25 protein-coding genes, 3 tRNA genes and 1 pseudogene are annotated in these 25,048 nt (G+C 72.6%); 10 read left to right on the top strand and 19 right to left on the bottom strand.

All coding sequences use genetic code 11. The annotated features are described in order from the left end of the window. Window positions 1–88: 88 nt before the first annotated feature. The 5 genes from ACEPPI_RS07580 to ACEPPI_RS07600 form a co-directional block, all read right to left on the bottom strand. The gene (locus ACEPPI_RS07580) at window positions 89–517 is read right to left on the bottom strand and encodes a MaoC family dehydratase (protein WP_030241244.1); all 429 of its coding nucleotides are present in this window, start codon (window positions 515–517) and stop codon (window positions 89–91) included. A gap of 1 nt (window position 518) precedes the next feature. Beyond that, window positions 519–971 carry a MaoC family dehydratase N-terminal domain-containing protein gene (locus tag ACEPPI_RS07585; protein WP_030241242.1) on the bottom strand — a complete coding sequence of 151 codons (453 nt, stop codon included), beginning with the start codon at window positions 969–971 and terminating at the stop codon, window positions 519–521. A gap of 159 nt (window positions 972–1,130) precedes the next feature. Beyond that, the gene (gene rpmG, locus ACEPPI_RS07590; RefSeq protein ID WP_007265873.1) at window positions 1,131–1,295 is read right to left on the bottom strand and encodes a 50S ribosomal protein L33; all 165 of its coding nucleotides are present in this window, start codon (window positions 1,293–1,295) and stop codon (window positions 1,131–1,133) included. Between the two features lie 88 nt (window positions 1,296–1,383). After that, window positions 1,384–1,456 (bottom strand) — tRNA-Met (locus ACEPPI_RS07595). Window positions 1,457–1,504: 48 nt separating this feature from the next. Further along, a tRNA-Thr gene (locus ACEPPI_RS07600) sits at window positions 1,505–1,577 on the bottom strand. 359 nt (window positions 1,578–1,936) lie between these two features. On the opposite strand from ACEPPI_RS07600, the gene ACEPPI_RS07605 reads away from it, so the two are divergent. Continuing rightward, complete coding sequence (locus ACEPPI_RS07605; RefSeq protein ID WP_373914442.1) at window positions 1,937–3,238, top strand: amidohydrolase family protein; 1,302 nt, start codon at window positions 1,937–1,939, stop codon at window positions 3,236–3,238. A gap of 54 nt (window positions 3,239–3,292) precedes the next feature. After that, on the top strand, window positions 3,293–3,949 hold the full coding sequence (locus ACEPPI_RS07610; RefSeq protein WP_356223302.1) for an SDR family oxidoreductase: 657 nt from the start codon (window positions 3,293–3,295) through the stop codon (window positions 3,947–3,949). A 31-nt stretch (window positions 3,950–3,980) separates the two neighbouring features. Here the strand turns inward: ACEPPI_RS07610 and ACEPPI_RS07615 are convergent, their stop codons facing one another. Beyond that, window positions 3,981–4,421 (bottom strand): DUF3574 domain-containing protein, encoded by a 441-nt coding sequence (locus ACEPPI_RS07615; RefSeq protein ID WP_373914444.1) that lies wholly within the window; start codon window positions 4,419–4,421, stop codon window positions 3,981–3,983. 84 nt (window positions 4,422–4,505) lie between these two features. On the opposite strand from ACEPPI_RS07615, the gene ACEPPI_RS07620 reads away from it, so the two are divergent. After that, window positions 4,506–5,039 (top strand): hypothetical protein, encoded by a 534-nt coding sequence (locus ACEPPI_RS07620; protein WP_373914445.1) that lies wholly within the window; start codon window positions 4,506–4,508, stop codon window positions 5,037–5,039. A gap of 77 nt (window positions 5,040–5,116) precedes the next feature. Here the strand turns inward: ACEPPI_RS07620 and ACEPPI_RS07625 are convergent. After that, a tRNA-Tyr gene (locus ACEPPI_RS07625) sits at window positions 5,117–5,198 on the bottom strand. Window positions 5,199–5,397: 199 nt separating this feature from the next. On the opposite strand from ACEPPI_RS07625, the gene ACEPPI_RS07630 reads away from it, so the two are divergent. The 3 genes from ACEPPI_RS07630 to ACEPPI_RS07640 all read left to right on the top strand — a co-directional run bounded on the left by ACEPPI_RS07630 (window position 5,398) and on the right by ACEPPI_RS07640 (window position 8,804). Then, a complete protein-coding gene (locus ACEPPI_RS07630; RefSeq protein WP_373914446.1) occupies window positions 5,398–5,886 on the top strand; it encodes a YajQ family cyclic di-GMP-binding protein in 489 nt (162 codons plus the stop codon). 236 nt (window positions 5,887–6,122) lie between these two features. Further along, the gene (locus ACEPPI_RS07635; protein WP_373914447.1) at window positions 6,123–7,550 is read left to right on the top strand and encodes a SulP family inorganic anion transporter; all 1,428 of its coding nucleotides are present in this window, start codon (window positions 6,123–6,125) and stop codon (window positions 7,548–7,550) included. An 18-nt stretch (window positions 7,551–7,568) separates the two neighbouring features. Beyond that, window positions 7,569–8,804: an APC family permease gene (locus tag ACEPPI_RS07640; RefSeq protein WP_373914448.1), complete on the top strand. Its 1,236-nt coding sequence runs from the start codon at window positions 7,569–7,571 to the stop codon at window positions 8,802–8,804. A 325-nt stretch (window positions 8,805–9,129) separates the two neighbouring features. On the opposite strand, the gene ACEPPI_RS07645 is transcribed toward ACEPPI_RS07640, so the two are convergent. The 12 genes from ACEPPI_RS07645 to ACEPPI_RS07700 all read right to left on the bottom strand — a co-directional run bounded on the left by ACEPPI_RS07645 (window position 9,130) and on the right by ACEPPI_RS07700 (window position 20,480). Beyond that, the gene (locus tag ACEPPI_RS07645; RefSeq protein ID WP_356223292.1) at window positions 9,130–9,522 is read right to left on the bottom strand and encodes a YccF domain-containing protein; all 393 of its coding nucleotides are present in this window, start codon (window positions 9,520–9,522) and stop codon (window positions 9,130–9,132) included. Next, window positions 9,519–10,382: a zinc metalloprotease HtpX gene (gene htpX / locus ACEPPI_RS07650; protein ID WP_373914449.1), complete on the bottom strand. Its 864-nt coding sequence runs from the start codon at window positions 10,380–10,382 to the stop codon at window positions 9,519–9,521. Before htpX ends, ACEPPI_RS07645 begins: the two co-directional genes overlap by 4 nt. 189 nt (window positions 10,383–10,571) lie before the next feature. Next, window positions 10,572–12,107: an NADH-quinone oxidoreductase subunit N gene (locus tag ACEPPI_RS07655; protein WP_373914450.1), complete on the bottom strand. Its 1,536-nt coding sequence runs from the start codon at window positions 12,105–12,107 to the stop codon at window positions 10,572–10,574. Beyond that, window positions 12,104–13,657, bottom strand: a complete 1,554-nt coding sequence (locus tag ACEPPI_RS07660; RefSeq protein ID WP_373914460.1) for a NuoM family protein — start codon at window positions 13,655–13,657, stop codon at window positions 12,104–12,106. The genes ACEPPI_RS07655 and ACEPPI_RS07660 overlap by 4 nt, the downstream gene beginning before the upstream one ends. Window positions 13,658–13,695: 38 nt before the next feature. Then, window positions 13,696–15,768 carry an NADH-quinone oxidoreductase subunit L gene (locus ACEPPI_RS07665; protein WP_373914451.1) on the bottom strand — a complete coding sequence of 691 codons (2,073 nt, stop codon included), beginning with the start codon at window positions 15,766–15,768 and terminating at the stop codon, window positions 13,696–13,698. Then, window positions 15,765–16,124 carry an NADH-quinone oxidoreductase subunit NuoK gene (gene nuoK, locus ACEPPI_RS07670; RefSeq protein WP_373914452.1) on the bottom strand — a complete coding sequence of 120 codons (360 nt, stop codon included), beginning with the start codon at window positions 16,122–16,124 and terminating at the stop codon, window positions 15,765–15,767. The genes ACEPPI_RS07665 and nuoK overlap by 4 nt, the downstream gene beginning before the upstream one ends. Further along, window positions 16,124–16,726: an NADH-quinone oxidoreductase subunit J gene (locus ACEPPI_RS07675; protein ID WP_373914453.1), complete on the bottom strand. Its 603-nt coding sequence runs from the start codon at window positions 16,724–16,726 to the stop codon at window positions 16,124–16,126. The genes nuoK and ACEPPI_RS07675 overlap by 1 nt, the downstream gene beginning before the upstream one ends. After that, on the bottom strand, window positions 16,723–17,325 hold the full coding sequence (locus ACEPPI_RS07680) for an NADH-quinone oxidoreductase subunit I (protein WP_373914454.1): 603 nt from the start codon (window positions 17,323–17,325) through the stop codon (window positions 16,723–16,725). The genes ACEPPI_RS07675 and ACEPPI_RS07680 overlap by 4 nt, the downstream gene beginning before the upstream one ends. Then, window positions 17,325–18,293 (bottom strand): NADH-quinone oxidoreductase subunit H, encoded by a 969-nt coding sequence (locus ACEPPI_RS07685; protein ID WP_373914455.1) that lies wholly within the window; start codon window positions 18,291–18,293, stop codon window positions 17,325–17,327. The genes ACEPPI_RS07680 and ACEPPI_RS07685 overlap by 1 nt, the downstream gene beginning before the upstream one ends. Beyond that, window positions 18,290–19,468: an NADH-quinone oxidoreductase subunit C gene (locus tag ACEPPI_RS07690; RefSeq protein ID WP_373914456.1), complete on the bottom strand. Its 1,179-nt coding sequence runs from the start codon at window positions 19,466–19,468 to the stop codon at window positions 18,290–18,292. Before ACEPPI_RS07690 ends, ACEPPI_RS07685 begins: the two co-directional genes overlap by 4 nt. Then, window positions 19,465–20,082 (bottom strand): NADH-quinone oxidoreductase subunit B family protein, encoded by a 618-nt coding sequence (locus tag ACEPPI_RS07695; RefSeq protein ID WP_266841090.1) that lies wholly within the window; start codon window positions 20,080–20,082, stop codon window positions 19,465–19,467. The genes ACEPPI_RS07690 and ACEPPI_RS07695 overlap by 4 nt, the downstream gene beginning before the upstream one ends. Continuing rightward, on the bottom strand, window positions 20,073–20,480 hold the full coding sequence (locus tag ACEPPI_RS07700) for an NADH-quinone oxidoreductase subunit A (protein WP_030241197.1): 408 nt from the start codon (window positions 20,478–20,480) through the stop codon (window positions 20,073–20,075). The genes ACEPPI_RS07695 and ACEPPI_RS07700 overlap by 10 nt, the downstream gene beginning before the upstream one ends. Window positions 20,481–20,637: 157 nt before the next feature. Between ACEPPI_RS07700 and ACEPPI_RS07705 the strand changes: the two genes are divergently transcribed. The 4 genes and pseudogenes from ACEPPI_RS07705 to ACEPPI_RS07720 form a co-directional block, all read left to right on the top strand. Continuing rightward, the gene (locus tag ACEPPI_RS07705; RefSeq protein ID WP_373914457.1) at window positions 20,638–21,804 is read left to right on the top strand and encodes a sensor histidine kinase; all 1,167 of its coding nucleotides are present in this window, start codon (window positions 20,638–20,640) and stop codon (window positions 21,802–21,804) included. 302 nt (window positions 21,805–22,106) lie between these two features. Further along, on the top strand, window positions 22,107–23,423 hold the full coding sequence (locus ACEPPI_RS07710; RefSeq protein WP_373914458.1) for a sensor histidine kinase: 1,317 nt from the start codon (window positions 22,107–22,109) through the stop codon (window positions 23,421–23,423). 554 nt (window positions 23,424–23,977) lie between these two features. Further along, a complete protein-coding gene (locus ACEPPI_RS07715; protein WP_373914461.1) occupies window positions 23,978–24,637 on the top strand; it encodes a LuxR C-terminal-related transcriptional regulator in 660 nt (219 codons plus the stop codon). Window positions 24,638–24,835: 198 nt separating this feature from the next. Further along, window positions 24,836–25,048: pseudogene (locus tag ACEPPI_RS07720) on the top strand (2-oxoglutarate ferredoxin oxidoreductase subunit alpha); the annotation flags it as partial.

The raw sequence follows: 25,048 nt of genomic DNA on the forward strand, positions 1-25,048 counted from the left end.
GCCCACCCCACCCCCGACCAGCCCCCAGGGCCCAGGGCCCGCACGGGGTGCACTCCCACCCCGACCCCGCCCAGGGCCGCCTGGCCCCTCAGCCCAGCTGGACTACCGCGCGGGACATGCCCAGGACCTTCTGGCCCGCGCTCATCGCCGTCAGGTCGACCCGTACGCGCTTGTCGTCCAGCTTGGCGGCGACCTTCGCCGTGACCTCGATCAGGGCGCCCTGATCGTCGTTCGGGACGACCACGGGCTTGGTGAAGCGCACCCCGTACTCGACGACCGCACCCGGGTCGCCCGTCCAGTCGGTCACCACACGGATCGCCTCGGCCATGGTGAACATGCCGTGTGCGATCACGTCCGGCAGTCCGACCTCCTTGGCGAACTTCTCGTTCCAGTGGATCGGGTTGAAGTCACCCGACGCCCCGGCGTAGCGGACCAGTGTGGCGCGGGTCACGGGGAAGGACGCCGCCGGCAGTTCGGTGCCGACCTCGACGTCTGCGTACTGGATCTGCGCGGTCATCTCAGGCCTCCTCGGGGGCGCGGGACACGAGCTTGGTCCAGGCGGTCACCACGTGCTCGCCGGACTCGTCGTGGACTTCGCCGCGGATGTCGATGATGTCGTTGCCCGCGAGCGACTTCACGGCCTCGATGGTGGAGGTCACGGTGAGACGGTCACCGGCCCGCACGGGGCGGACGTACGCGAACTTCTGGTCGCCGTGCACGACGCGGCTGTAGTCCAGCCCCAGCTGCGGGTCCTCGACGACCTGGCCCGCGGCCGCGAAAGTGATGGCGAACACAAAGGTCGGCGGGGCGATCACGTCCTGGTGACCGAACGCCTTGGCGGCTTCGGGGTCGGTGTAGACGGGATTCTCGTCACCCACCGCTACCGCGAATTCGCGGATCTTCTCCCGGCCGACCTCGTACGGCTCGGTGGGCGGGTACGTCCGCCCCACGAAGGTCTGGTCGAGGGCCATGGCTCACTACCTCCTGTTGAAGGGACACGAAAGGCTGCGGTCGACCGATCGACGATCATCGATCGCCGATCAAGAAACCGGAGCAGAAACGACACAAGGCCGCCCCCCATTGAAGGGGACGACCTCATGACGGTGCCTATATTGAAGACTTCGCCAGGATCAGCGGGTCTCGCGGTGCGCGGTGTGCGAGTTGCAGCGCGGGCAGTGCTTCTTCATCTCCATGCGGTCCGGGTTGTTACGCCGGTTCTTCTTGGTGATGTAGTTCCGCTCCTTGCACTCCACGCAGGCCAGCGTGATCTTCGGGCGGACGTCGGTGGCAGCCACGTGAGTGCTCCTTGACGGACTATGGGACGGATGAACGCATAAAAGAGTAGCCGATCGGGAGACCGACCCCGCAATCGGCTACTGGTTGTAGCGGCGACCGGACTTGAACCGGTGACACAGCGATTATGAGCCGCTTGCTCTACCGACTGAGCTACGCCGCTTTGATGAGATCCGCTCCCCACCCGAGGGTGGGGAACCTCTCTCACCAGAGCCCCAATGCGGAATCGAACCGCAGACCTTCTCCTTACCATGGAGACGCTCTACCGACTGAGCTATTGGGGCGAGCGAGGAAGACATTACACGGTTGCCAGCCGATCGCCCAAATCCTTTGGGGGGACTGGGCTCTGAAGGCGGGACCAGGGCTTTCCCCACCGACCCCGCACCCCCTCCCGACCCACTTTCACCCCCAAATGTGCCCGGGGTCACACCCCGGGGATCATTCCCGGAGCCGCATCCGGTCCGGACGCCCCCGCCCTCTCCCCCACCCGGGCGCCGGACGCATGGGCACCACACCGGTACGACTATTGAGCTCTTCCGCGAACCCGGGACCCCCGCGCCCTAGGCTCTGAGCACGCTGCGTGATCTTGGGCCGCGGGCTGCGGCCACGGCACAGGAACCGCCCGAGCCCCCGCAGGAGCGCGATGTCCGACAGCCAGCCGCAGCAGCCGTCCCACTCCCCGCGGAACCCTGCCGAAGGCCCTTCCCGCAACCCGGCCCGCGACCCCCTCGGCGGCCCCGCCTCCGAGGCGACCGGCCTCCTCCTCGCCGGGGCGCGGCTCACCGACGGCCGCACCGTCGACGTACGGCTCGGCGGCGGCCGGATCCAGGCCGTCGGGACGGCGGGCAGCCTCCCCGCGCCGGCCATGGCCCGGGTCGACCTGAGCGGGTACCTGCTCCTGCCCGCCCCCGCCGAGCCGCACGCCCACGGGGACACCGCCCTCACGGCCGACGGCGAGGGCCCCGTCTCGTACGCCCCCGACGACGTGCAGCGCCGGGCCACCGAGGCGGCGCTGCTCCAGCTCGGCCACGGCGCCACCGCCGTCCGCTCCCACGTGCGCATCGGGGACGTGCACGGGCTGGGTCCCATGGAGGCCGCGCTCCAGGCCCGCCGCTCGCTGCGCGGCCTCACCGACCTGACCACGGTGGCCGTCCCCCGGCTGCTGACCGGGGTGGCCGGCGCCGACGGGCTCGCCATGCTGCGCGACGCCGTCAAGATGGGCGCCTCGGTGATCGGGGGCTGCCCCGACCTGGACCCGGACCCCACGGGCTTCCTCGAAGCCGTCCTCGAACTGGCCAGCGAGCACGGCTGCCCCGTCGACCTGCACACCGACGGTGACGATCCGGGCCGTCTCGCCCGCCTCGCGGCGATGGCCGGGGGGCTGCGACCCGGAGTGACCATCGGCCCGTGCGGCGGGCTGTCCCGGCTGCCGCTGGACGCGGCCGCGCGGGCCGCCGACCAGCTCGCCGCGGCCGGGGTGCGGGTGACCTGCCTGCCCCAGGGGGACTGTGCCGCACTGGAGCGCCGCGGCCTGCGCACCGCTCCCGTACGCCTCCTGCGCGCGGCCGGGGTCCGGGTCGCCGCCGGCAGCGGGGCGCTGCGGGACGCCGGGAACCCGGTCGGCCGGGGCGATCCGCTCGAAGCGGCGTACCTGCTCGCCTCCCAGGGCGGGCTGCGCCCCGCGGAGGCCTACGAGGCGGTGAGCGCGGCCGCCCGCGAGGCCATGGGCCTGCCGGAGGTGCGGGTGGAGGCGGGGTTCCCGGCGGAGCTGCTCGCCGTGCGCGGGGAACGGATCGCGGGGGTGCTGTCCCTCGCGTACAGCAGGATCGTGATCCACCGGGGGCGCGTGGTAGCCCGGACGAGTGCCGTACGGGAGTACTGCGATTCGGCGGTGGCGGTGGCCCTGGACCTGCCCCGGCAGGGCCGTACGGAGTCCGGGCCCTGAGCGTCCGCGGGCCGTTCGCGGGCGTGGGCGCCCGGTACGTCGTACGGTCTGGACATGCGCATCGTCATCGCGGGTGGACACGGTCAGATCGCGCTGCGGCTGGAGCCCCTGCTCGCCGCGCGCGGGTACGAGGTCGCGGGCATCATCCGTGATCCGGAGCAGGGCGCCGATCTGCGGGCGGCCGGCGCCGAGCCGGTGCTGTGCGACCTGGAGTCGGCTTCGGTCGAGCACGTGGCGGGGATCCTGCAGGGCGCGGACGTGGCGGTGTTCGCCGCCGGGGCCGGTCCGGGCAGCGGCGCGGAGCGCAAGGACACCGTGGACCGGGCGGCGGCGGTGCTGTTCGCCGACGCCGCCGAACGGGCGCGCGTGCGGCGCTTCCTGATGGTGTCCTCGATGGGTGCCGACGCCCGCCACGACGGGGGCGAGGTCTTCGACTTCTACCTGCGGGCCAAGGGCGAGGCCGACGACCACGTCCGCACGCGGCTGGGGCTGGAGTGGACGGTCCTGCGGCCGGGAGCGCTGACGGACGACGCCGGTACGGGTCTGGTCCGGCTGGAGGCGCGCACCGGCCGGGGGCCGGTGCCGCGCGAGGACGTGGCGGCGGTGCTGGCGGAGCTGGTCGACACTCCGGCGACGGCCGGTCTGACGCTGGAGCTCGTGTCGGGTTCGACGCCGGTGTCGGTGGCGGTGAAGGACGTGGCGGGCAACTGAGGGCGGGGGTGCGGCACGTTCCGAGTGCCCGTCAGAAGTCGGCCTCGAGCTTGTCGTCGGAGCGGCCGACGGATTCCTGCCGGAAGCGTTCCCGGTAGGTCCGGCGGATCCGTTCGACGCGGGTGTCGCGCTCCTCGGCCTCCTTCTCGGGGTAGAGCAGGACGACTTCGTAGGAGGCTTCGCGGACGATCGCCCCGCCGGGTCCGCTCCGCTGGCCGTGTCCGTCCCGGAGGGTCAGTCCTTCGGGGAAGGCGGGGGTGACCTCCCGGTCCAGGAACCGCATGAACTCGTCCCGGGCGACGGGGTCGCGGCCACCGGGGCGTTCGGTGCCGAAGGAGAGCCGGGTTTCCCTGTAGGGCTCCCCCGCGTGTCCGTGGAGCGTCGCTCCGAGCAGGGCCGGGATGCCCGCGCCGAGCAGGGCGGCCAGCACGCCGCCGCCGACCTTCCCCCGTGTGTCCGATGTCCATGTCACGCCCCGTGAACGACGGTCCGTCCACATCGGTGCGCCCGAGTGGCCCGATAGGGTCACCCGGAATCGGCCGCAGGGGGCGGTGGCGTGAGGCGGCGGGGTCGGGGCATGGGCGAGGGCGACTGGCGGATCGGTGCGGCGGAGGGTGGCCGGCTCGCCGCCAGGTGGTGGAAGTGGGCCCTGTCCGCGCCGGTCGACGAGAGCCCCGTGGCCGATGTGACGGGGGCCTACGCGGGGTGGCGCCAGCCGTCGGACCTGTGGTTCCTGGCGGGCACCTTCGGCGGCCGGGTGGTGCGCCGGTGCAGCGTCCCGGCGGGGCGGCGGCTGTTCTTCCCGGTCCTGAACACCCAGCGCCCGGTGGTGCCCTTCGTGACCAAGCCGCGGCGCCTGGACGCGACCCGGGCCTCCGCGGCGCTGAACAGCACTCCCCTGCCGTTGAGCGAGTTCACCTCGAAGCCCTTCCTGAGCAGGGGCATACCCCGGGTCGCCTGGGGTCTGTGGTGCGCTCTCGCGCCTCTCCCGGCGGGTCAGTTCGTCCTGGAGATCCAGGCGGCCGACACCCGGGGCTTCTGGGCCGACACCACCTACCACCTGACGGTGACCGATCCGGCGGCCGCGTAGGCCGGGGCGGGCGTGCGGGTGTACGAAGAAACCCCCGCCCACTGCGCTTCCGCAGATGAACGGGGGTTCCACTCGCGTGGCGGCGCCAGGGTTCGAACCTGGGTAGGCTGAGCCGGCAGATTTACAGTCTGCTCCCTTTGGCCACTCGGGCACACCGCCAAGATCGCTGCCTTCTTTCCGCCTCTCGGCGGCGCTCCTTGGCAACGACGTAAACAATACCCGATGCTCGGGGGTGGTTAGCCACCGGATTGATCAGCGCCGCGCGCGGGTGCGGTGGCTAGGCTTTGCGGAGCGGTCCGGGGATGTCCGGCCGCGCCCTCCGGGGCACATCACAGCCGACTTCAAGGAGCCACAGCACATGGCCGACTCCAGTTTCGACATCGTCTCGAAGGTCGAGCGGCAGGAGGTCGACAACGCCCTCAACCAGTCCTCGAAGGAGCTCTCGCAGCGCTACGACTTCAAGGGCACGGGCGCGTCGATCGCCTGGTCCGGCGAGAAGATCCTGATGGAGGCGAACTCCGAGGAGCGCGTCAAGGCCGTCCTCGACGTGTTCGAGACCAAGCTGGTCAAGCGCGGCATCTCGCTGAAGGCGCTGGACGCCGGCGAGCCGCAGCTGTCCGGCAAGGAGTACAAGATCTTCGCGACGATCGAGGAGGGCATCTCCCAGGAGAACGCCAAGAAGGTCGCGAAGATCATCCGGGACGAGGGCCCCAAGGGCGTCAAGGCCCAGGTCCAGGGTGAAGAGCTGCGCGTCAGCTCCAAGAGCCGCGACGACCTCCAGGCCATCCAGGCCCTGCTGAAGGGCAAGGACCTGGACTTCGCGATCCAGTTCGTGAACTACCGCTGACCGGCGCCTGTGACGCGCCGCTGAGCGGACCCGCGGGGCACAGCGGGGGCAGATCGCCGAGACTTCCTCGGCGATCGCCCGCGCTGTGCCCTTCGTCGTGTCGGCGCTCGTCAGGGTGTGTGCCCGGCGTGAGCGGCGCACGCTCCTCCGCGGCCCCCTCATGGTCACTAGGCGCGGGCCGGTGCGCCCGTCACGCTGGGTGAAACATCAACCACCGTGTGACAGGGGGTTCCCGCATGCCTGGGGCCGGCAGTTTCCGTGCGGACTTCGGGGCGTCCGTCGTCGTGGCGCTGGTCGCGCTACCGCTCTGCGTGGGGGTGGCCGTCGCCTCCGGGGTGCCGGCCGAGCTGGGGATCGTCACCGGGGTGGTCGGCGGCTTGGTGACCGGCTGGTTCCGGGGTAGCTCACTGCAGGTCAGCGGCCCGGCCGCCGGGCTGACGGTGCTGGTCTACGAGGCCGTGAGCGCCTACGGACTGCCCGCGCTCGGGGTGCTGGTGCTGGCCGCCGGATTCCTCCAGCTCGTCATGGGCGCGCTGCGGCTGGGCCGGTGGTTCCGGGCGATCTCCGTGGCCGTCGTGCACGGAATGCTCGCCGGGATCGGGCTGGTGCTGATCGTGGGACAGCTCTACGCCCTGGGCGGCGTCGAGGCACCGGGGCGGACGCTGGCCAAGCTGGGCGCGATGCACGAGCTCGGCGCGCGGGCGGACTGGGCGGCGGTGGCGCTCGGCGCCGGGACCATCGCGGTCCTGGTCCTGTGGCGGCGGGTGCCGCCCCGATTGCGGCTGGTGCCCGGGGCGCTCGTCGGGGTGGCCGCCGCCACCGCCGCGGCCGCGCTGCTGCGGCTGCCCGTGGAGCGGGTACGGGTGACCGGGGTGCTGGACGCCGTGGCGCCGCCCGGCTGGGACGACTTCGGGGTGCTGGCGTCCGCGGGGGCCGTCGGGACGGTGATCGCCCTCGCGCTGATCGCCTCGGCCGAGACCCTGTTCAGCGCGGCGGCCGTCGACCGGATGCACCAGGGGCCGAGGACCGAGTACGACCGGGAGCTGATCGCCCAGGGGGTGGGCAACACCATCTGCGGTCTGCTCGGAGCGTTGCCGATGACCGCCGTCATCGTGCGCAGCTCCGCCAACGTGGAGGCCGGGGCCCGCACCCGGGCCTCGCGGATCCTGCACGGCGCCTGGCTGCTGCTGTTCGCCGCGGTGTTCCCCGGGGCGCTGGAGGCCGTGCCGCTCGCGGCGCTCGCCGGGGTGCTGCTGCACGCGGGCTGGAAGCTGCTGCCGGCGCGCGCGGTGGCCGCCCTGTGGCGGTCACACCGGGGGGAGGCGGTGGTCCTGCTGGCGACGGCCGTCGCCATCGTGGCGACCAGCCTGTTCGAGGGAGTGCTGGTCGGGCTGGGGCTCGCCGTGGCCAAGGCGGCCTGGGAGACCTCCCACGTGCACATCGAGGAGGTCTGGGAGGGCGAGGAGCTGTGCGTCCGGGTCGTGGGGAACGCCAGCTTCCTGAAGCTGCCGAAGCTCCTGGACTCCCTGGAGGCGGTGCCGCACGCCCAGTCGGTGCGCCTCGACCTCAGCGGGCTGCGGCACCTCGACCACGCCTGTCTGACGGCCCTGGAGGGGTGGGAGCGCACGCGGACGCCGCTTCCCGGCCGGGAGGGAGTCATCTAAGGCGGTTACCCTCCGCGCGTGGACAACGAGTTGAGACGCACCCTGGGCGTGTCGGACGCGGTCGTGGTGGGGCTGGGTGCGATGGTCGGCGCCGGGATCTTCGCGGCCCTGGCCCCGGCGGCGCGGGCGGCGGGCGGCGCCCTCCTGGGCGCTCTGGCGGTGGCGGCCCTGGTGGCCTACTGCAACGCCCGTTCCTCGGCGCGGCTCGCCGCCCGGTATCCGTCCTCCGGCGGGACGTACGTGTACGGGCGCGAGCGGCTCGGTCCTTTCTGGGGGTACCTGGCCGGCTGGGGCTTCGTGGTGGGCAAGACGGCCTCCTGCGCGGCGATGGCGCTGACCGTGGGCGCGTACGTGTGGCCCGGACGGGAGCACGTCGTGGCCGCCCTGGCGGTGGTGGCGGTGACCGCGGCGGGCTACGGCGGGGTGCGGAAGTCCGCCCGGATCGCCCGGCTGATCGTGGCGGCGGTACTGGCCGTGCTGGCCGCGGTGGTGGTGGCGTGCCTGACGTCGGGGGCGGCGCAGTCCGGCCGGCTCGGCGGGGCGGACCCCGGCGCGGTCGGGGTGCTGCAGGGGGCGGGGCTGCTGTTCTTCGCCTTCGCGGGCTACGCCCGGATCACCACCCTGGGCGAGGAGGTGCGCGATCCGGAGCGCACGATCCCGCGCGCGGTGCCGATCGCGCTGGGGATCGCCCTGTGCGTGTACGCCGCCGTGACGGTGGCGGTGCTGTCGGTGCTCGGGGCCGACGTGCTGGCGGGGTCGACGGCCCCGCTGGCGGACGCGGTGCGGGCGGCCGGGTGGCCCGGACTGGCGCCGGTGGTGCGGGTGGGGGCGGCGCTGGCCGCGCTGGGCTCCCTGCTGGCCCTGGTGCTCGGGGTGTCGCGGACCGTCCTGGCGATGGCCCGGGACGGCCATCTGCCGCGTCCGCTGGCCGCCGTCCATCCCCGGCGGCAGGTCCCGCACCATGCCGAGGCGGCCGTGGGCGCGGTGGTGGCGGTGCTCGCGGCCACGGTCGATCTGCGGGGCGCGATCGGCTTCTCCTCCTTCGGAGTGCTGGCCTACTACGCGATCGCGAACGCCTCCGCGTGGACTCTCGGTTCAGCTGTCAAGGATCGGGCCGTGGCAGCGGTCGGGCTGTCCGGCTGTGTACTGCTCGGCTGCGCGCTGCCCCTCGCCTCGACGGTGACGGGGGCCGCGGTGCTGGCGCTGGGGGCGCTGTCCTACGGGGTGCGACGCCGGTCGGGCTCCGGGAGCTGAACGCGGGCTGGAGCGGGTTCGAGGGGGCGTCTCCGGGGCTCGCCCCTCCCCCGCGCGAGCTCCGGCGAACGGCGGCGGTGCGGGGGCCGGAGGGAGGCGGAGCGAGGCCGCACGGGTGCGGCCGGGCGGGTCCCCGTACCGCCCGCAGGGCCTGTCCTGCGGGCGGTGCGGGGGCGGCGCGGGCAGGGGCTTGAGCGGCATACGACTTGCTGGAGCAACTGCTCGGTCTCGTTCATGTGTTCATGGTGAGGCACGCCACCGACACTCCGCCAGGCCTGTGGATAACCCCCCGGAGGCAGGGCCGCCGGGGGGTTGTGGAGCGGGGTCAGCGGGAGGCGAAGGGGGCGTCCGTCGGGACGATTTCGCGGCCCAGCGGGAGCAGGGAGAGGGGGACCATCTTGAAGTTGGCGATGCCGAAGGGGATGCCGATGATCGTGATGCACAGGGCAATGCCGGTGACGATGTGGCCGATGGCGAGCCACCAGCCGGCGAGGACCAGCCACAGGACGTTGCCGATGCAGGAGCCGGCGCCGGAGTCGTGGCGCTCGACCGTGGTGTAGCCGAAGGGCCAGAGGGCGTAGACGGCGATGCGGAAGGCCGCGATGCCGAACGGGATGCCGATGATGGTGATGCACAGCAGTACCCCGGCGAGGCAGTAGCCGAGGAAGAGCCAGATCCCGCTGAGCACGAGCCAAATGACGTTCAGGATGGTTTTCACTGGCCGCGTCCTGCCATCTGTTCGAGTCGGGCGATGCGCTCGGCCATCGGAGGATGCGTCGAGAACATCTTGGAGAGCCCCTCGCCGGGCCGGAACGGGTTGGCGATCATCATGTGGCTCGCCGTCTCCAGTCGGGGTTCCGGGGGCAGGGGAAGCTGCTTGGTGCCGGCGTCCAGCTTGCGCAGGGCGCTGGCCAGCGCGAGGGGGTCGCCGGTGAGCTGGGCCCCGGAGGCGTCCGCCTCGTACTCGCGCGAGCGGCTGATGGCGAGCTGGATCACGGAGGCGGCCAGCGGGCCGAGGATCATGATCAGCAGCATACCGATGAGGCCGGGGCCCTCGTCGTCGTTGGACCGGCCGATCGGGATCAGCCAGGCGAAGTTCACCAGGAACATGATCACGGAGGCCAGGGCTCCGGCGACCGACGAGATCAGGATGTCCCGGTTGTAGACGTGACTCAGCTCGTGGCCGATGACCCCGCGCAGCTCCCGCTCGTCGAGGATCCGCAGGATGCCCTCGGTGCAGCAGACGGCGGCGTTGCGCGGGTTGCGGCCGGTGGCGAAGGCGTTGGGGGCCTCGGTCGGGGAGATGTAGAGCCGTGGCATGGGCTGGCGCGCGGACGTGGAGAGCTCGCGCACCATCCGGTAGAGCTCGGGGGCTTCGAATTCGCTGACGGGCCGGGCGCGCATCGCGCGTAGAGCCAGCTTGTCGCTGTTCCAGTACGCGTACGCGTTCGTCCCCAGGGCGACGATGACGGCGATGATCAGGCCGCCCCGTCCGAAGAAGCTTCCGATGAGGATGATGAGTGCGGACAGCCCGCCGAGGAGTACGGCGGTCTTCAGCCCGTTGTGCCGGCGGTGCACGGTACGCCCTCCAAGTGGTGCGGCAGGGGAACCCCGTCCTGTCCGAGGGTCTTCGGTCCAGTGGACCTTCCCTTCCTGGTCAACGCGAGGTGGCGGCTTCTGGTTCCCCGGGCACGACGGCGCCGCCGCCCCCGTGGCCTGGGCCGGGGGCGGCGGCGGGCGTTGCTCCGTTCGGGTGGCCGCGTCGGGCTACTGCGGGAAGAGGGTGCCCGAGGCGAACCGCAGGACCAGCTGGGGGGCTCCGGACAGGACCAGGGCGGTGACGGCGGTGAGGGCGATCGCGGCCTTGACCGGCGGGGGCGTCTTCGTGTGTACGGCCCCCTCGGCCGCTCCCTCCCGCGCGGGGCGGAAGAGGAGCGCCGTCCAGCGCAGGTAGTAGTACAGGGCGACGACGACGTTGAAGGCCATGAGCACGGCGAGCCACCCCAGGCCCGCGTCGACGGCGGACCGGAAGACGACGACCTTGGCGAAGAGGCCGATGATGCCGGGCGGCAGGCCGGCCAGGCAGAGCAGGAAGAAGGCCATCGAGAGGGCGGCGAGGGGGCGCTCGGCGTACAGGCCCCGGTAGTCGCTGATGCGGTTCAGCGGCTTCGTACGGGCGACCAGGGCGGCCACGGAGAAGGCGCCGAGGTTCACGGTGGCGTACATCAGGGCGTAGGCGACGGTGGAGCCGATCTGGTCGCGGTCGGAGTACGCGGCCGCGGCGATCGGGACGAGCAGGTAGCCGGCCTGGCCCACGGAGGACCAGGCGAGCAGCCGGACTGCGCTGTTGGGGCGGTCCGGGGACTGGCGCAGGGCGGCGGCGTTGCCGAGGGTCATGGTGAGCGCGGCGAGGACGGCCAGGGCAGGGCCCCAGACGTCGGAGTACGCCGGGAAGGCGATCACGGTGACGAGGACGAGGCCGGTGAAACCGACGGCCTTGCCGATCACGGAGAGGTAGCCGGCGACGGGCAGCGGGGCACCCACGTAGGTGTCCGGGACCCAGAAGTGGAAGGGCACGGCCGCGGTCTTGAAGGCGAAGCCGACGAGGGTGAGCGCGACGCCCGCCATGGCGAGGTTGTCGAGCTGCCCCGGGACGTCTTCGAGCCGGTCGGCGACCTGGGACAGGTGCAGGGAGCCGGTGGCGCCGTAGACGAAGCTGACGCCCATCAGGGACACGGCGGTGGCGGTGACCGAGGACAGGAAGAACTTGAGGGCGGCCTCGGAGGAGAGCCGGTCGCCGCGGCGCATGCCGACGAGGGCGAAGGCCGGCAGCGAGGCGACTTCGAGGGCGACGATCAGGGTCGCGAGGTCGCGCGCGGCGGGCAGCAGGGCCGCGCCGGCGGCGGAGGAGAGCAGCAGGAACCAGTACTCGCCGGCCGGGATGCGCCCCTCGCGGACGGCGGTCAGCGACAGCAGGGCGGTGACCAGGGCTCCGGCCAGGACCAGGAACTGGATGACGAGGGCGAAGTGGTCGGCGGTGTAGCTGCACGCGGTGGGGTCGCCGGTGAGGCAGAAGGTGGTGCGGTTCCCGGCGCGCAGCGGCAGCAGGGCGGCGGTCGCGACGGCCAGGCCGGCGACCGAGATCCAGCCGAGGAGCGGCTTGCGGGCCTCCGGTACGAAGAGGTCGGCGACCAGGACGAGCAGGGCGACGGCGGCGGGGACGACGACGGGCGCGATCGCGAGCCAGTCGACGGACTGGACCAGGGTGGCGGTGTCGGCGGCGAGGACCGTGGGGGCCGTCATGCGTTGCCTCCTGCGAGGAGCTTCTGGACGGCCGGGTCGGTGAGGCCGAGGAGGGTCGCGGGCCACAGGCCGGCGAGGACGGTGAGGGCGACCAGCGGGGTCCAGGCGGCGAACTCGTAGTGCTGGACGTCCGCGAGGGAGACCTCGGGACCGGCCTTCGGGTCGCCCATGCAGACGCGCCGTACGACGATCAGCAGGTAGGCGGCGGTCAGCAGGGTGCCGAACGCGCCGACGGCCATGTAGGTGAGGAAGGCCGGGCGGGACAGGCCCTCGGCCGGGTCGAAGGCGCCGAACAGGGCCAGCATCTCGCCCCAGAAGCCGGCCAGGCCGGGCAGTCCGAGGGAGGCGACGGCGGCGAAGGCCAGGAGCGCGCCGAGGCGGGGGGCGCGGCCGTAGAGGGCCGCGCCGGTGACTCCGGCGAGGGTGTCGAGGTCGCTGCTGCCGTAGCGGTCCTTGAGGGCGCCGACCAGGAAGAAGAGGAGGCCGGTGATCAGGCCGTGGGCGATGTTCGCGAACAGCGCGCCGTTGACCCCGGTGGGGGTAAGGGTGGCGATGCCGAGCAGGACGAAGCCCATGTGGCCCACGGAGGAGTAGGCGATGAGCCGCTTGAGGTCGCCCTTGTTGCCCTTGCGGGCGAGGGACAGGCAGGCGAGGGATCCGTAGACGATGCCGACGGCGGCGAAGGCGCCGAGGTACGGGGCGAAGGTGTGCATGCCCTCGGGGGTGACGGGCAGCAGGATGCGGACGAACCCGTACGTGCCCATCTTCAGCATCACGCCCGCGAGCAGCACGGAGCCGACGGTGGGGGCGGCGGTGTGGGCGTCCGGCAGCCAGCTGTGCAGCGGCCACATCGGGGTCTTCACGGCGAGGCCGAGACCGATGGCCAGGACGGCCAGGACCTGGGTGGTGTGGGACAGTTCGCGGCCGTTGTCAGAGGCGAGTGCCACCATGTCGAAGGTGCCGCTGTTCAGTCCGATCAGCAGCAGTCCGAGGAGCATGACCACGGAGCCGAGGAGGGTGTACAGGATGAACTTCCAGGCGGCGGCCTGCCGCTGAGCGCCTCCCCAGCGGGCGATGAGGAAGTACATCGGGATGAGGACCATCTCGAAGGCGAGGAAGAAGAGCAGCAGGTCGAGGACGGCGAAGGTCGCGAGGGTGCCGGCCTCCAGGACGAGCAGCAGGGAGACGAAGGCCTTCGGGGAGGGGCCCTCGGGGAGCTTGAAGTAGCTGTACACCGCGCAGAGGAAGAACAGCAGCGCGGTCATCAGGAGGAGGGGGAGCGAGATGCCGTCGATGCCGAGGTGGATCCGGATGTCCAGCGCCGGGATCCAGCTGATGTCCGTCGTCGCCTGGAAGCGGGACGGGGCGTCGTGGTCGAAGCCCAGGGCGAGGGCGATCGCCGCGGCGAGGACGACTCCGGTGACGGTGACGCCGTGGCGGAGGACCGCTTGGTCGGGGTTCTTGCCCTTGAGGCCGGGCGGGGCGGGCAGCAGGGCCGCGACGGACCCGAGGAGCGGCACGGCCACGGTGAACGCCAGAAGGAACTGCATCACGGACGGGCTGATATCAATCACGGCTGACTCACGGCTCACGATCCGGCGTTGACGTTGGCGAGGACGGCGGTGGCGATCGCCAGGACCACGGCGCCGGCGAGCAGGGCGCTCAGGTAGCTCTGCACGTTGCCGGTCTGGGCCCGGCGTACGAGGGCGCCGAGCAGCCGGGGGCCTGCGCCCGCGCCGCGGACGTACGTGTCCACGACCTCGCGGTCGAGGAAGCGGACCAGGGTCGCGGCGGCCCGGACGGGGCGGATGAACAGCCGGTCGTAGACGGCGTCGAGGTGGAAGCCGTCGGCGGCGTGGCGGTGCAGGGGGCCGAGGAACGCGCGGCCCGGGTCGGGGGCGGGCCCGGCCGGGACGGCGGGGTGGTCGTGGGTGACCTCGGCGACCTCGGGGGTCTCGGCGGCGGACACGGCGGCGAGCGCGGCGGATTCGTCGGCGGCGACGGAGGCGGGCACGGGGGCGCCCGTGGCCGGGCCGGCGGGGGCCGTTCCGGGGGCGGGCGCGGCCGTGGCGCCGGCGGTGACGGCGGCGGCCTTGGCCGCGGCGCGCTGCCAGAGGCCGTAGGTGAGGACCACGCCGATGAGGGCGGCGCCCGTGCCGAGGACCGAGGTGGCCACGGTCGGGGTGAGCTCCCGGCCGCCGAACCAGTCGGCGAGGTTTCCGGCGGCGAGGCCGAAGCCGACCGTGGGGATCGCCAGCAGCCACAGCACGCCGGTCATGGCGACGGGCTCCTTGCCGTGGTCGGGGGCGGCCGCGCCCCGGCCGCGGAAGGCCATCAGCCACAGCCGGGTGGCGTAGGCGGCGGTGAGCAGGGCCGTCAGCACGCCGGCGACGAGCACCAGCCAGCCGGCCGCGCCGGGGGCGGTGTCGGAGTGTCCGGTCGCGGTCTGCTCGGCGGCGACGAGGACGGCTTCCTTGGAGAAGAAGCCGGCGAAGGGCGGGATGGCGGCGAGCGCGAGCAGCGCGATCGTCATCGTCCAGAAGGCGTCGGGGATGCGCTTGGCCAGGCCGTCCATGCGGGACATGGCGGCCAGGGAGTTCGTTCCGGCGGCGTGGATGATGACGCCCGCGCCGAGGAAGAGGAGCGCCTTGAAGGCGCCGTGGGACAGGAGGTGGAAGACGGCGGCCGCGCGGTCGCCGACGGCCAGGGCCCCGGTCATGTAGCCGAGCTGGCCGATCGTGGAGTAGGCGAGCACCCGCTTGATGTCGTCCTGGGCCAGGGCGGCGAGGGCGGAGCCGATCATCGTGACGGCCGCCATGACGGCCATGACGACCAGGGCGGCGCGCGAGGCCTCGAAGACGGGCAGGAGGCGGGCGACGAAGTAGATGCCGGCGGCGACCATCGTCGCGGCGTGGATCAGCGCGGAGACGGGGGTGGGGCCGGCCATGGCGTCCGGGAGCCAGGTGTGCAGCGGGAACTGGGCGGACTTGCCAGCGACGCCCGCGAGCAGGAGCAGCGCGATCAGCGTCGGGTGGTCGAGCCCGCCGGAGGCGACGGTGCCCAGGATCTTGGTGATCTGGAAGGAGTCGGCGTCGGTGGCGAGGGCGAACAGCCCGATGAGGAAGGGGACGTCGCCGAGCTTGGTGACGAGGAAGGCCTTGAGGGAGGCGGAGCGGGCTGCTTCGGTCTCCCAGTAGTGGCCGACCAGGAAGTACGAGCAGATGCCCATGACCTCCCAGCCGACGAGCAGCACCATCAGGTCGCCGGAGTAGACGACGAGGAGCATGGCGGAGGTGAAGAGGGAGACGAGCGCGGCGTACGAGGGGTAGCGCGGGTCGTCGCGGAGGTAGGCCGTCGAGTAGAGCTGTACGCAGGTGGCGACGACGCCCACGAGGACGGCGACGAGGACGGCGAAGCCGTCCAGGTACAGCGACAGGTCGATGGGCACCGAGCCGGTCGGGGTCAGTTCGGTGGCGGTCTCGATGGCCGGGCCGCCGCCCTGGCGGACGGCGACGAACACGGCCAGTACGGCGGCGCCCAGCGTCGGCAGAATGGCGAGCGGCCGGACGAATCCGGGGGCGGTGCGGCCGAGGAGCAGGCCTGCCACCGCACCGAGGAAGGGCAGGACGGGGACGAGGACCGCGAGGGTCGTGGTGCTCACGCGGCGACCTCCGGCCGGGCGGTGTTGTCGTCGGGCCGGGCGGGCTCGTGGCCCTCGGCGGTGTCGCGCAGCTTGTCGATGTCCGAGGTGCCGCGGTTGCGGTACACCATCAGCACGATCGCGAGGCCGATGCCGATCTCGGCGGCGGCGATGGCGATCGTGAAGAGGGTGAGGGCCTGTCCGGCGTGGAGGGTGTCGCGCAGCCAGACGTCGAAGGCCACCAGGTTGAGGTTGACGGCGTTGAGCATCAGCTCGACGGACATCAGGACCAGGATGGCGTTGCGGCGGGCGAGCACGCCGTAGAGGCCGGTGGCGAACAGGAGCGCCGCCAGGACGGCGGGGTAGGCGAGGTGCATCAGCGCTGGCCCTTCCCGGTGCGGGCGGCGGCGTCGGCGGCTTCCTCGGCGGCGGTGTTGCGCTGGGAGAGCACGATGGCGCCGATGAGGGCCGCGAGGAGGAGGACGGAGAGTGCTTCGAAGGGGAGCACCCAGTGCTGGAAGAGGATCTCGCCGGTGACCTTGGTGGAGCCCTGGGCGGGCCCGTCGAGGTCGATCCAGGTGGTGCGGAAGGCGTCGACCACGACCCAGACGAGCGCGGCGCCCGCGAGACCGGCGACGCCGAGGGCGACCCAGCGGTTGCCGGAGTCGGCGTCCGGTGAGCGGCCGATGGGGGCCTTGGTGAGCATGAGTCCGAAGAGGAGGAGGACGACCACGGAGCCGAGGTAGATCAGGACCTGGACCCAGGCGATGAACTCGGCGGTCAGCAGCAGGTACTCGACGGCGATCCCGCCGAGGGCGACGACCAGCCAGAGGGCGGCGTGCACGAGCTGCTTGGTGGTGACCGTGACGAGGGCGGCGCCGAGGGTGGCGAGGCCGACGAGGACGAAGGCGATCTCGACGCCGGTCGGCGAGAGGAAGCCGTGGCCCGCGGCGGCCAGGGGGGCGGTTGCGATGCTCACGCGTCGGCCTCCGGGGTGGTCGGGGGCGTACCGGGCGCGGTGTCCGCCGCCCGGTCCTGGGCGGCGGCGGCCGCGGCCGCGGCTTCGGCCTTGTCCACGGCCTTGCGGGCGGCGGCGATCTCCTTGGGCTCCTCGGCGGCGGGGTCCAGGGCGGGCGGGGCCGGCACGGTCCACATCCACTCGCGCAGCTTGTCGCGCTCGTGGGTGAGCTCGTGGATGTCGGTCTCCGCGTACTCGAACTCCGGCGACCAGAAGAGGGCGTCGAAGGGGCACACCTCGATGCAGATGCCGCAGTACATGCAGAGGGAGAAGTCGATGGCGAAGCGGTCGAGGACGTTGCGGCTGCGCTCGCGGCCGCCGGGGGTGGCGGCGGGCACCGTCTCCTTGTGGGAGTCGATGTAGATGCACCAGTCGGGGCACTCGCGGGCGCACAGCATGCAGACCGTGCAGTTCTCCTCGAACAGGCCGATGACCCCGCGGCTGCGGGGCGGGAGCTCGGGCTGCGTCTCGGGGTACTGGGCGGTGTGCGCGCGCTTCGTCATCGTGCGCAGGGTGACGGCCAGGCCCTTGGCGAGGCCGGATCCGGGGATCGGGGGCATTACTGGATCGCCACCTTCACGATGCCGGTGAGCGCGATCTGGGCGAGCGCGAGGGGGATGAGCACGGTCCAGGCGAGCTTCTGGAGCTGGTCCTCGCGCAGGCGGGGGTAGCTCACGCGGAGCCAGATCACGACGAAGGCGAGGACGGCGACCTTGAGGAGGGTCCAGACCCAGCCGAGGCCGTCGCCGCCGAAGGGGCCGTGCCAGCCGCCCAGGAAGAGGACGGTGGTGAGGGCGCACAGGACGACGATGCCGGCGTACTCGGCGAGCAGGAACAGCGCGAAGCGCAGCCCGGTGTACTCGGTGTACGCGCCGAAGATGATCTCGGAGTCGGCGACGGGCATGTCGAACGGGGGCCGCTGGAGTTCGGCGAGGCCGGCGGTGAAGAAGACGAGCGCGCCGATGATCTGCCAGGGCAGCCACCACCACTCGAAGGCGTTGACGATGCCGGGCAGGGACACGGTCCCGGCGGCCATGGCCACGGAGGCGGCGGCGAGCAGCATGGGCAGCTCGTACGCGAGCAGCTGGGCAGCCGTGCGGAGGCCGCCCAGCAGGGAGAACTTGTTCGCGGAGGCCCAGCCGCCCATGAGGGAGCCGAGGACTCCGATGCCCATGACGGCGAGGGCGAAGAAGAGGCCGGCGTCGATGACCTGGCCGACGGCGCCCTCGCCCGGCCCGATGGGGATGGCCAGGAGGACGAGCAGGTACGGCAGCAGGGCGACGGCCGGGGCGAGCTGGAAGATGCGGCGGTCGGCGTTGGCCGGGACGATGTCTTCCTTCTGCGCGAACTTCACGCCGTCGGCGACGAGCTGGGCCCAGCCGTGGAAGCCGCCGGCGTACATGGGGCCTAGGCGGCCCTGCATGTGCGCCATCACCTTGTGCTCGGTCTGTCCGACGACGAGCGGGAGCACGAGGAAGACGGCGAAGACGACGATGAGTCGCAGGGCGACGTCGAGGACGTCGTTCACGCGTCGCCTCCGGTGGTGTCGGGATCGGGATCGGATTCGGGCTGGGGGGTGCCGGGCTTGGGCTCGGCCTGGGGCTCCGCCTTGGGCTCCGGCTTGGGCTCCGGCTTGGCCTCGGGGTCCGGGGGTGCGGCCGGGGACCCCCCGGGGTCTTCGAAGGCGGGCTTCGGGTTGTGCCAGGGGGCGTCGTCGCCGCGCGGGGCGGAGCGCCGGGGGGCCTCCGGCTGCGGGGTCGTCCCGGTGTCCCCCGCCGGGGCCGCCTGGCTCGCCGAACCGTCCGAAGCCGAACGGCTACGGCGGACCGGACGCGCCGCGTCCGGGGCTGCGGGCCCCGGAGCAGCGGCCTCCGCCGCCGGGGCCGCCTGGCTCGCCGAGCCCTCCGATACCGAGCGGCTGCGGCGGACCGGGCGCGCGGCGTCCGGAGCGGCCGTACCCGGAGCAGTGGCCTCCGCCGTCGGGGTCGCCTGGGTGGCCGAGCCCTCCGTCACCGAGCGGGTGCGGCGGGCCGCCGGGGCCTCCCCGGCCGGACGCGGACGGCGGGCGGGGGCGCCCTCGCCGGCCGCGCGCGGGGTGCGGGCGGGGCGGGCGGGGGCCGGCGGGAGCTGGCCCTTGAGGGGACCCCAGTCGTTCGGGTCGGGCACCCCGGGCGGCAGCATCTGCCGCCGCTTGGGCGCGTCCGGGTCGTGGGCCTCGCCCGGCTCCTTCGCTCCGGGCCACGCCTTGGCGACGCGCGCCGCCAGGACGAAGTCCTTGCGCAGCGGGTGGCCCTCGAAGTTCTCCGGGAGCAGCAGGGGGACGAGGTGCGGGTGGTCGGTGAAGGTCACGCCGAACATCTCGTACGTCTCGCGCTCGTGCCATTCGGCCCCGGCGTACACGGCGACGGCGGACGGCAGGGACGGGGCCGCGTGCGGGACGGTGGTGCGCAGCAGCAGGCGGCGCACGCGGTGGTTCTCCAGGGAGACGACGTGCGCGCAGATCCGCAAGCCCGTGCCGGGCTCGTCGACCGCGCTCAGCCAGTCGAAGTAGGTGCAGCCCAGCTTGTCGCGGGCGATCTCCAGGGCGGGGACCCAGGATCCGACCGGGACGTCCACCGTGAGGACGTCGTACGAGAAGGAGCCCACGGCCTCGGCGCCGAAGACGGTGGAGGCCGCGTCGGGGAGGGAGTCGTAGAGGTTCACGCGCCGGCCTCCGGGGCGGAGACGGGGGCGGGCGGGGGCGTGACGAGGCCGCTGGTGAGCTGGGAGACCGAGGGGGCCGCCGCGTACCGCTCCGCGAGGGACTCCCGGGCGATCTTCTCCTGGAGCTTGAGGATGCCCTGGAGGAGCGCTTCGGGACGGGGCGGGCAGCCGGGGACGTAGACGTCGACCGGGATGATCTGGTCGACGCCCTTGGTGACCGAGTACGAGTCCCAGTAGGGGCCGCCGCAGTTGGAGCAGGCGCCGAAGGAGATGACGTACTTCGGCTCGGGCATCTGCTCGTAGAGCCGCTTGACGGCCGGGGCCATCTTGTCCGTCACCGTGCCCGAGACGATCATCAGGTCGGCCTGGCGCGGGCCCGGCGCGAAGGGGATGACGCCGAGCCGGATGAAGTCGTGGCGGGCCATGGAGGCGGCGATGAACTCGATCGCGCAGCAGGCGAGCCCGAAGTTGAACACCCACAGGCTGTAGCGGCGACCCCAGTTCAGGACCACCTTCATGGGCTCCGGGGCGAGGCGGGAGAGGACTCCCAGGCGCTTGGGCTCCGGGAGCAGCTCGGGCTGGACAGTCACGTCCACCTGCGGTGTCACGTCCATTCGAGGACGCCCTTCTTGTACGCGTAGAGCAGGCCGACGGCCAGGAAACCGAGGAAGACGAACATCTCCACCAGGGTCGTGGCGCCGTAACCGGCGGCGGCGAACACCGTCGCCCACGGGAAGAGGAAGATCGAGTCGACGGCGAAGATGACGTAGAGGAAGGCGTAGACGTAGTAGCGGACCTGGGTGTGCGCCCAGCCCTCGCCCACGGGGTCCACACCGCACTCGTAGGTCAGCAGCTTCTCGGGGGTCGGGACGACGGGCCGCAGCAGGCGGCCGGCGCCGAAGGCCACCGCCACGAAGAGCACGCCGAGGACCGCGAGCAGGCCGACGACCGAATAACTCCGGAAGTAGTCCGCGGCGGTCACGGTCACGGTCGATACCGTTGGGTCGGGCACGTCCGTTTCCTCGTTCCTCGGCCACTGTCGACGATCTGGTTGATCTGGTACGGACGGGAGTCTAGGGCCTGGGCTGCGCGGGGTGGGGTTATCCCCCGTTCACTGCCGCCGGGCCGCCCCATGGCATCGGCCGGACGGAATTGGCAGGCTGTCCGGCATGACCGTGAACGATCAAGCTCCGTCCCCTCCTCCCGTCCGCCCCGCCTTCGACGCGGTCACGTGGAAGGAGATCGCTCACCTGTTGGGCAATCTGCCGCTGGCGTTGATCGGTTTTGTTTACACGGTGTTCATGGTCGCCACGGCCGGTGGACTGTCCGTGACCGCCGTCGGACTGCCCCTGCTCGTTTGCGGCCTCTACGGGACTCGCCTGCTCGGGAAGTTCGAGCGGATACGCGCGCGGGCCCTGCTGGGGGTGCGGGTGGCCGAGCCGACCCCGCTGCCGGGGCCGCGGCGCGCGGGCGGGTTCTTCGCCTGGCTGTGGGCGGGCGTGAAGGACCCGGTGGGCTGGCGGACCGTGCTGTACGAGCTGGTCCGGCTGCCGTGGGGGGTGCTGACCTTCACGGTAACGCTGACGGGTCTGTTCGTGCTGTGGCCGGTCCTGCCGTACCTGGTCCGCGGCATGGCCAATGTGGACCGGGCGCTGGTACGGGGCCTGCTGTCGCCCTCGGACGAGCTGGAGCGGCGCATCGCGGAGCTGGAGTCGGGCCGCGGGGTGGTCGTGGACACGGCGGCGGCCGACCTGCGGCGCATCGAACGGGACCTGCACGACGGGGCCCAGGCACGGCTCGTCGCCCTCGCGATGGGGCTGGGTCTGGCGAAGGAGAAGCTGCTGGAGGACCCGGAGGGGGCGGCGGCGATGGTCGACGAGGCGCACGGGGAGGTGAAGCTCGCCCTCCAGGAGCTGCGTGACCTGGCACGCGGGATCCACCCGGCCGTGCTGACCGACCGGGGCCTGGACGCGGCCCTGTCCTCGGTGGCCTCGCGCTGCCTGGTGCCGGTGAAGGTGTCGGTGGACCTGCCGGCCCGGCCGGCGGCGGCGATCGAGGGGATCGCGTACTTCACCGTCTCCGAGCTGCTGCAGAACGTCAGCAAGCACGCGGGGGCGCGGAGCGCGAGCGTCGAGGTGTGGCGGGCGGGGCCGCGGCTGCTGATCCGGGTCTCGGACGACGGGCGGGGCGGGGCGCGGATGGCCGGCGGGACGGGGACGGGGATGTCCGGGCTCGCGGAGCGGCTGCGGGCGGTGGACGGGGTGTTCGTGGTGGATTCCCCCGAAGGGGAGGGCACGGTGGTGTCCGCGGAGCTGCCGTGGCGGGAACGGGCGTAGATCCGGGTATCGAGCGGGGCTTCCGGCCGGGGCGGGCGGAGGCCCCGCCCGTGTGTCCGGGGTCCGGGGTCGGGGGTCCGGGGTCCGGGGTCGGGGGTCCGGGGTCCGGGGTCCGGGGTCCGGGGTCGGGGGTCCGGGGTCCGGGGTCCGGGGTCCGGGGTCGGGGCGGGGCGGGGCGGGGCGGGGCGCAGTGGGGTGGGGTTATCCCCCGGGAGCAGAGGCCGACCCGCCGCATGGTCCGGAATAGGGCCGGGCGGCAGGCTGGGAGCCGACAAGGACACGAGGAAGGGCGGGGCGGGATCATGGGCAACGGCATGGGCGGCAGCGACGGGCCGGGCGGCAGCGGGCTCGCCGCCGTGCTGCGGGCACCGGTGGCGGCGCGGACCTGGCGGGAGTTCGGGTACCTGCTGATCGGGCTGCCGCTGAGCACCCTGTACTTCTGCGTCGCCCTGACGGGCGTGGCCCTCGGCGCCGGGCTGCTCGTCACCTTCGTCGGGGTACCGGTCCTGGCCGGTGTCCTCCTGGTGTGCCGGGGCTTCGGGCGGATCGAGCGCGGCCGCGTACGGTCGCTGCTGCGGATGCCGGTCGCCGAACCGGCGCCGGTCCGGTCCGCCAAGGGCGGGGCGCTGGCGGGCATGGGGGCGCTGCTCAAGAGCGGGAGCGCCTGGCGCCACGTGCTGTACTCGGTGGTGCACTTCCCGTGGGCGGTGTTCGCCTTCTGCCTGGCGCTGACGCTGTGGGCCTACGGGTGGAGCGCCCTGCTGTACCCGCTGTGGTTCTGGGTGTTCCCCGCCTTCACCAACCAGCCCGGCCTGCAGCTCGTCCAGAACGGCGAGTACACCTTCTACCTCGACTCGCCCGTCGCCGTGGCGGCCACCTGCCTGGCCGGGCTGCTGGTCACCCTCGCCACGCCCTGGGTCATCCGCGCGCTGACCGGCGTCGAGCGGATCCTGGTCGGCGGGCTGCTGGGGCGCTCCCGCCTCGACGACCGGGTCCAGGAGCTGGAGTCCGACCGCGGGGTGGTCGTGGACACGGCGGCGGCCGACCTGCGGCGCATCGAACGGGACCTGCACGACGGGGCCCAGGCACGGCTCGTCGCCCTCGCGATGGACCTGGGTCTGGCGAAGGAGAAGCTGACGGAGGACCCGGCGGGGGCCGCGCGGATGGTGGACGCGGCCCACGGGGAGGTCAAGGTCGCCCTCCAGGAGCTGCGGGACCTGGCGCGCGGGATCCACCCGGCCGTGCTGACCGACCGGGGCCTGGACGCGGCGCTGTCCTCGGTGGCCTCGCGGTGTGCGGTGCCGGTGAAGGTGTCGGTGGACCTGCCGGGCCGCCCGGTGGCGGCGATCGAGGGGATCGCGTACTTCACCGTCTCCGAGCTGCTGCAGAACGTCAGCAAGCACGCGGGGGCGCGGGGCGCGAGCGTCGACGTGTGGAAGTCCGGGGGGCGGCTGCTGGTCCAGGTCACGGACGACGGACGGGGCGGGGCCGATCCGCGGGGCGGGACGGGGCTGGCGGGGCTCTCCGAGCGGTTGGACGCGGTGGACGGGGTGCTGGTCGTGGACTCCGAGGCGGGGCGGGGGACCACGGTGACGGCGGAGCTTCCCTGGCGGGCATGACGCTGCCCTGGCCGGGCCGGTACGGGGGCCTTCCGGGGGGGCGGCCGATCGGGGCCCGGGCCCGGTGCGGATCCCGGGGCCCGGGGCCCGGGGCCGCTGCGCGGGGCTGGTCCCCGACCCGCCCTTCGCCCGTTCCCCCCTCAGGCGCCGGGGAGGCTGCCGGATCGGTGCGGGTCGTCTCCCGGGGGCTCCGCACCCGGACCCCCGCGCCTCAAACGCCGGCGAGGCTGAATTTCGCTCGCAGGGCTGGATTTGCCAGGCCCAGCCCCTCCAACACCCGCGGAGCTGGATTCGCCCAGCCCCCATCCGCGCGGCCCAGCACCCCTCCTAGCCACCGCCCCGCCCGGCGGGCCGGATTCCACTCGGGCGGCTGGAATTGATCGGCCAGGCTTGATTCGGCCGGATTTCGTTCGTCCCGCGCGCACTTGTTGACCAAGACCGCCCTTTACCGGGCCTTTGGGCTGGGATGCTTGGCTCGGCCAGGGAAACCCGGCTGCCGGGAATGGGTTGCGGATGACGAGTGGACGCGGGAGCTGCTGAACGTGGACGACAGGGTGCGGGTGGTCATCGCCGAGGATTCAGTGCTGCTCCGTGAGGGCCTGACCCGGCTGCTGACCGACCGGGGGCATGACGTCGTGGCCGGCGTCGGGGACGCGGAAGCCCTGATCAAGACGGTGGCGGACCTCGCGGCCGAGAACGCGCTGCCGGACGTGGTGGTGGCCGACGTCCGGATGCCGCCGACGCACACCGACGAGGGCGTACGGGCCGCCGTACGTCTGCGCCGGGAGCATCCCGGGATCGGGGTGCTCGTGCTGTCCCAGTACGTGGAGGAGCAGTACGCCACCGAACTGTTGGCCGGTTCCAGCACCGGAGTGGGGTATCTGCTCAAGGATCGCGTGGCCGACATTCGAGAGTTCCTCGACGCCGTCGTCCGGGTGGCCCGGGGCGGTACGGCCCTGGATCCCGAGGTCGTGGCCCAGTTGCTCGGCAGGAGCCGCAAGCAGGACGTCCTGGCCGGCCTGACCCCGCGCGAGCGGGAGGTGCTGGGCCTGATGGCGGAAGGACGCACGAATTCCGCCGTGGCCAAGCAGCTCGTGGTCAGTGACGGGGCGGTCGAGAAGCACGTCAGCAATATCTTCATGAAGCTCGGGCTGTCCCCGAGTGACGGGGATCACCGGCGCGTACTGGCCGTCCTCACCTATCTGAGGTCCTGATCGACTGACACTCTGTCAGGTAGAGCACACCGGCACAGGTCGGGGGATTCGGAATATTCGTTTGGAGCACGACGTCTGTCGGACAGACCGGCCCCGAAAGGCCGGTCCAGAATGCGGGCGCCCAGAGGCCGAAAATCCTCACGGACGTAGGGTTGGCCTTGGGAACGAACGCCCGCGCCTCGAAGGAGGTCCAGTTCAGTGACCAGCCAGGTCAGTAGCCCGGCCGAGCAGGCCGACGGGGCCGGTGGGTCCATCGGTGAGCAGCGCAGCGAGCATGCGCCCGATGGAACCGGCAAGGAAATCCGCCGCGTGGACCGTGTGATCATCCGTTTCGCGGGTGATTCGGGTGACGGTATGCAGCTGACGGGTGACCGTTTCACGTCGGAGACGGCGTCGTTCGGGAATGATCTT

The sequence above is a fragment of the Streptomyces sp. AB3(2024) genome, from assembly GCF_041862025.1.
In the GTDB taxonomy this organism is placed as follows: Bacteria; Actinomycetota; Actinomycetes; order Streptomycetales; family Streptomycetaceae; genus Streptomyces.

What these genes read in the sequence shown, in the direction of transcription:
- ACEPPI_RS07680 (WP_373914454.1), bottom strand. Translation starts at nt 17,325, where the DNA reads ATGCCCCCGATCCCCGGATCCGGCCTCGCCAAGGGCCTGGCCGTCACC.
- nuoK (WP_373914452.1), bottom strand. Translation starts at nt 16,124, where the DNA reads ATGCACCTCGCCTACCCCGCCGTCCTGGCGGCGCTCCTGTTCGCCACC.
- ACEPPI_RS07655 (WP_373914450.1), bottom strand. Translation starts at nt 12,107, where the DNA reads ATGACGGCCCCCACGGTCCTCGCCGCCGACACCGCCACCCTGGTCCAG.
- ACEPPI_RS07605 (WP_373914442.1), top strand. Translation starts at nt 1,937, where the DNA reads ATGTCCGACAGCCAGCCGCAGCAGCCGTCCCACTCCCCGCGGAACCCT.
- ACEPPI_RS07585 (WP_030241242.1), bottom strand. Translation starts at nt 971, where the DNA reads ATGGCCCTCGACCAGACCTTCGTGGGGCGGACGTACCCGCCCACCGAG.
- ACEPPI_RS07660 (WP_373914460.1), bottom strand. Translation starts at nt 13,657, where the DNA reads ATGCAGTTCCTTCTGGCGTTCACCGTGGCCGTGCCGCTCCTCGGGTCC.
- ACEPPI_RS07695 (WP_266841090.1), bottom strand. Translation starts at nt 20,082, where the DNA reads ATGGACGTGACACCGCAGGTGGACGTGACTGTCCAGCCCGAGCTGCTC.
- ACEPPI_RS07630 (WP_373914446.1), top strand. Translation starts at nt 5,398, where the DNA reads ATGGCCGACTCCAGTTTCGACATCGTCTCGAAGGTCGAGCGGCAGGAG.
- ACEPPI_RS07580 (WP_030241244.1), bottom strand. Translation starts at nt 517, where the DNA reads ATGACCGCGCAGATCCAGTACGCAGACGTCGAGGTCGGCACCGAACTG.
- ACEPPI_RS07705 (WP_373914457.1), top strand. Translation starts at nt 20,638, where the DNA reads ATGACCGTGAACGATCAAGCTCCGTCCCCTCCTCCCGTCCGCCCCGCC.
- ACEPPI_RS07710 (WP_373914458.1), top strand. Translation starts at nt 22,107, where the DNA reads ATGGGCAACGGCATGGGCGGCAGCGACGGGCCGGGCGGCAGCGGGCTC.
- ACEPPI_RS07635 (WP_373914447.1), top strand. Translation starts at nt 6,123, where the DNA reads ATGCCTGGGGCCGGCAGTTTCCGTGCGGACTTCGGGGCGTCCGTCGTC.
- ACEPPI_RS07610 (WP_356223302.1), top strand. Translation starts at nt 3,293, where the DNA reads ATGCGCATCGTCATCGCGGGTGGACACGGTCAGATCGCGCTGCGGCTG.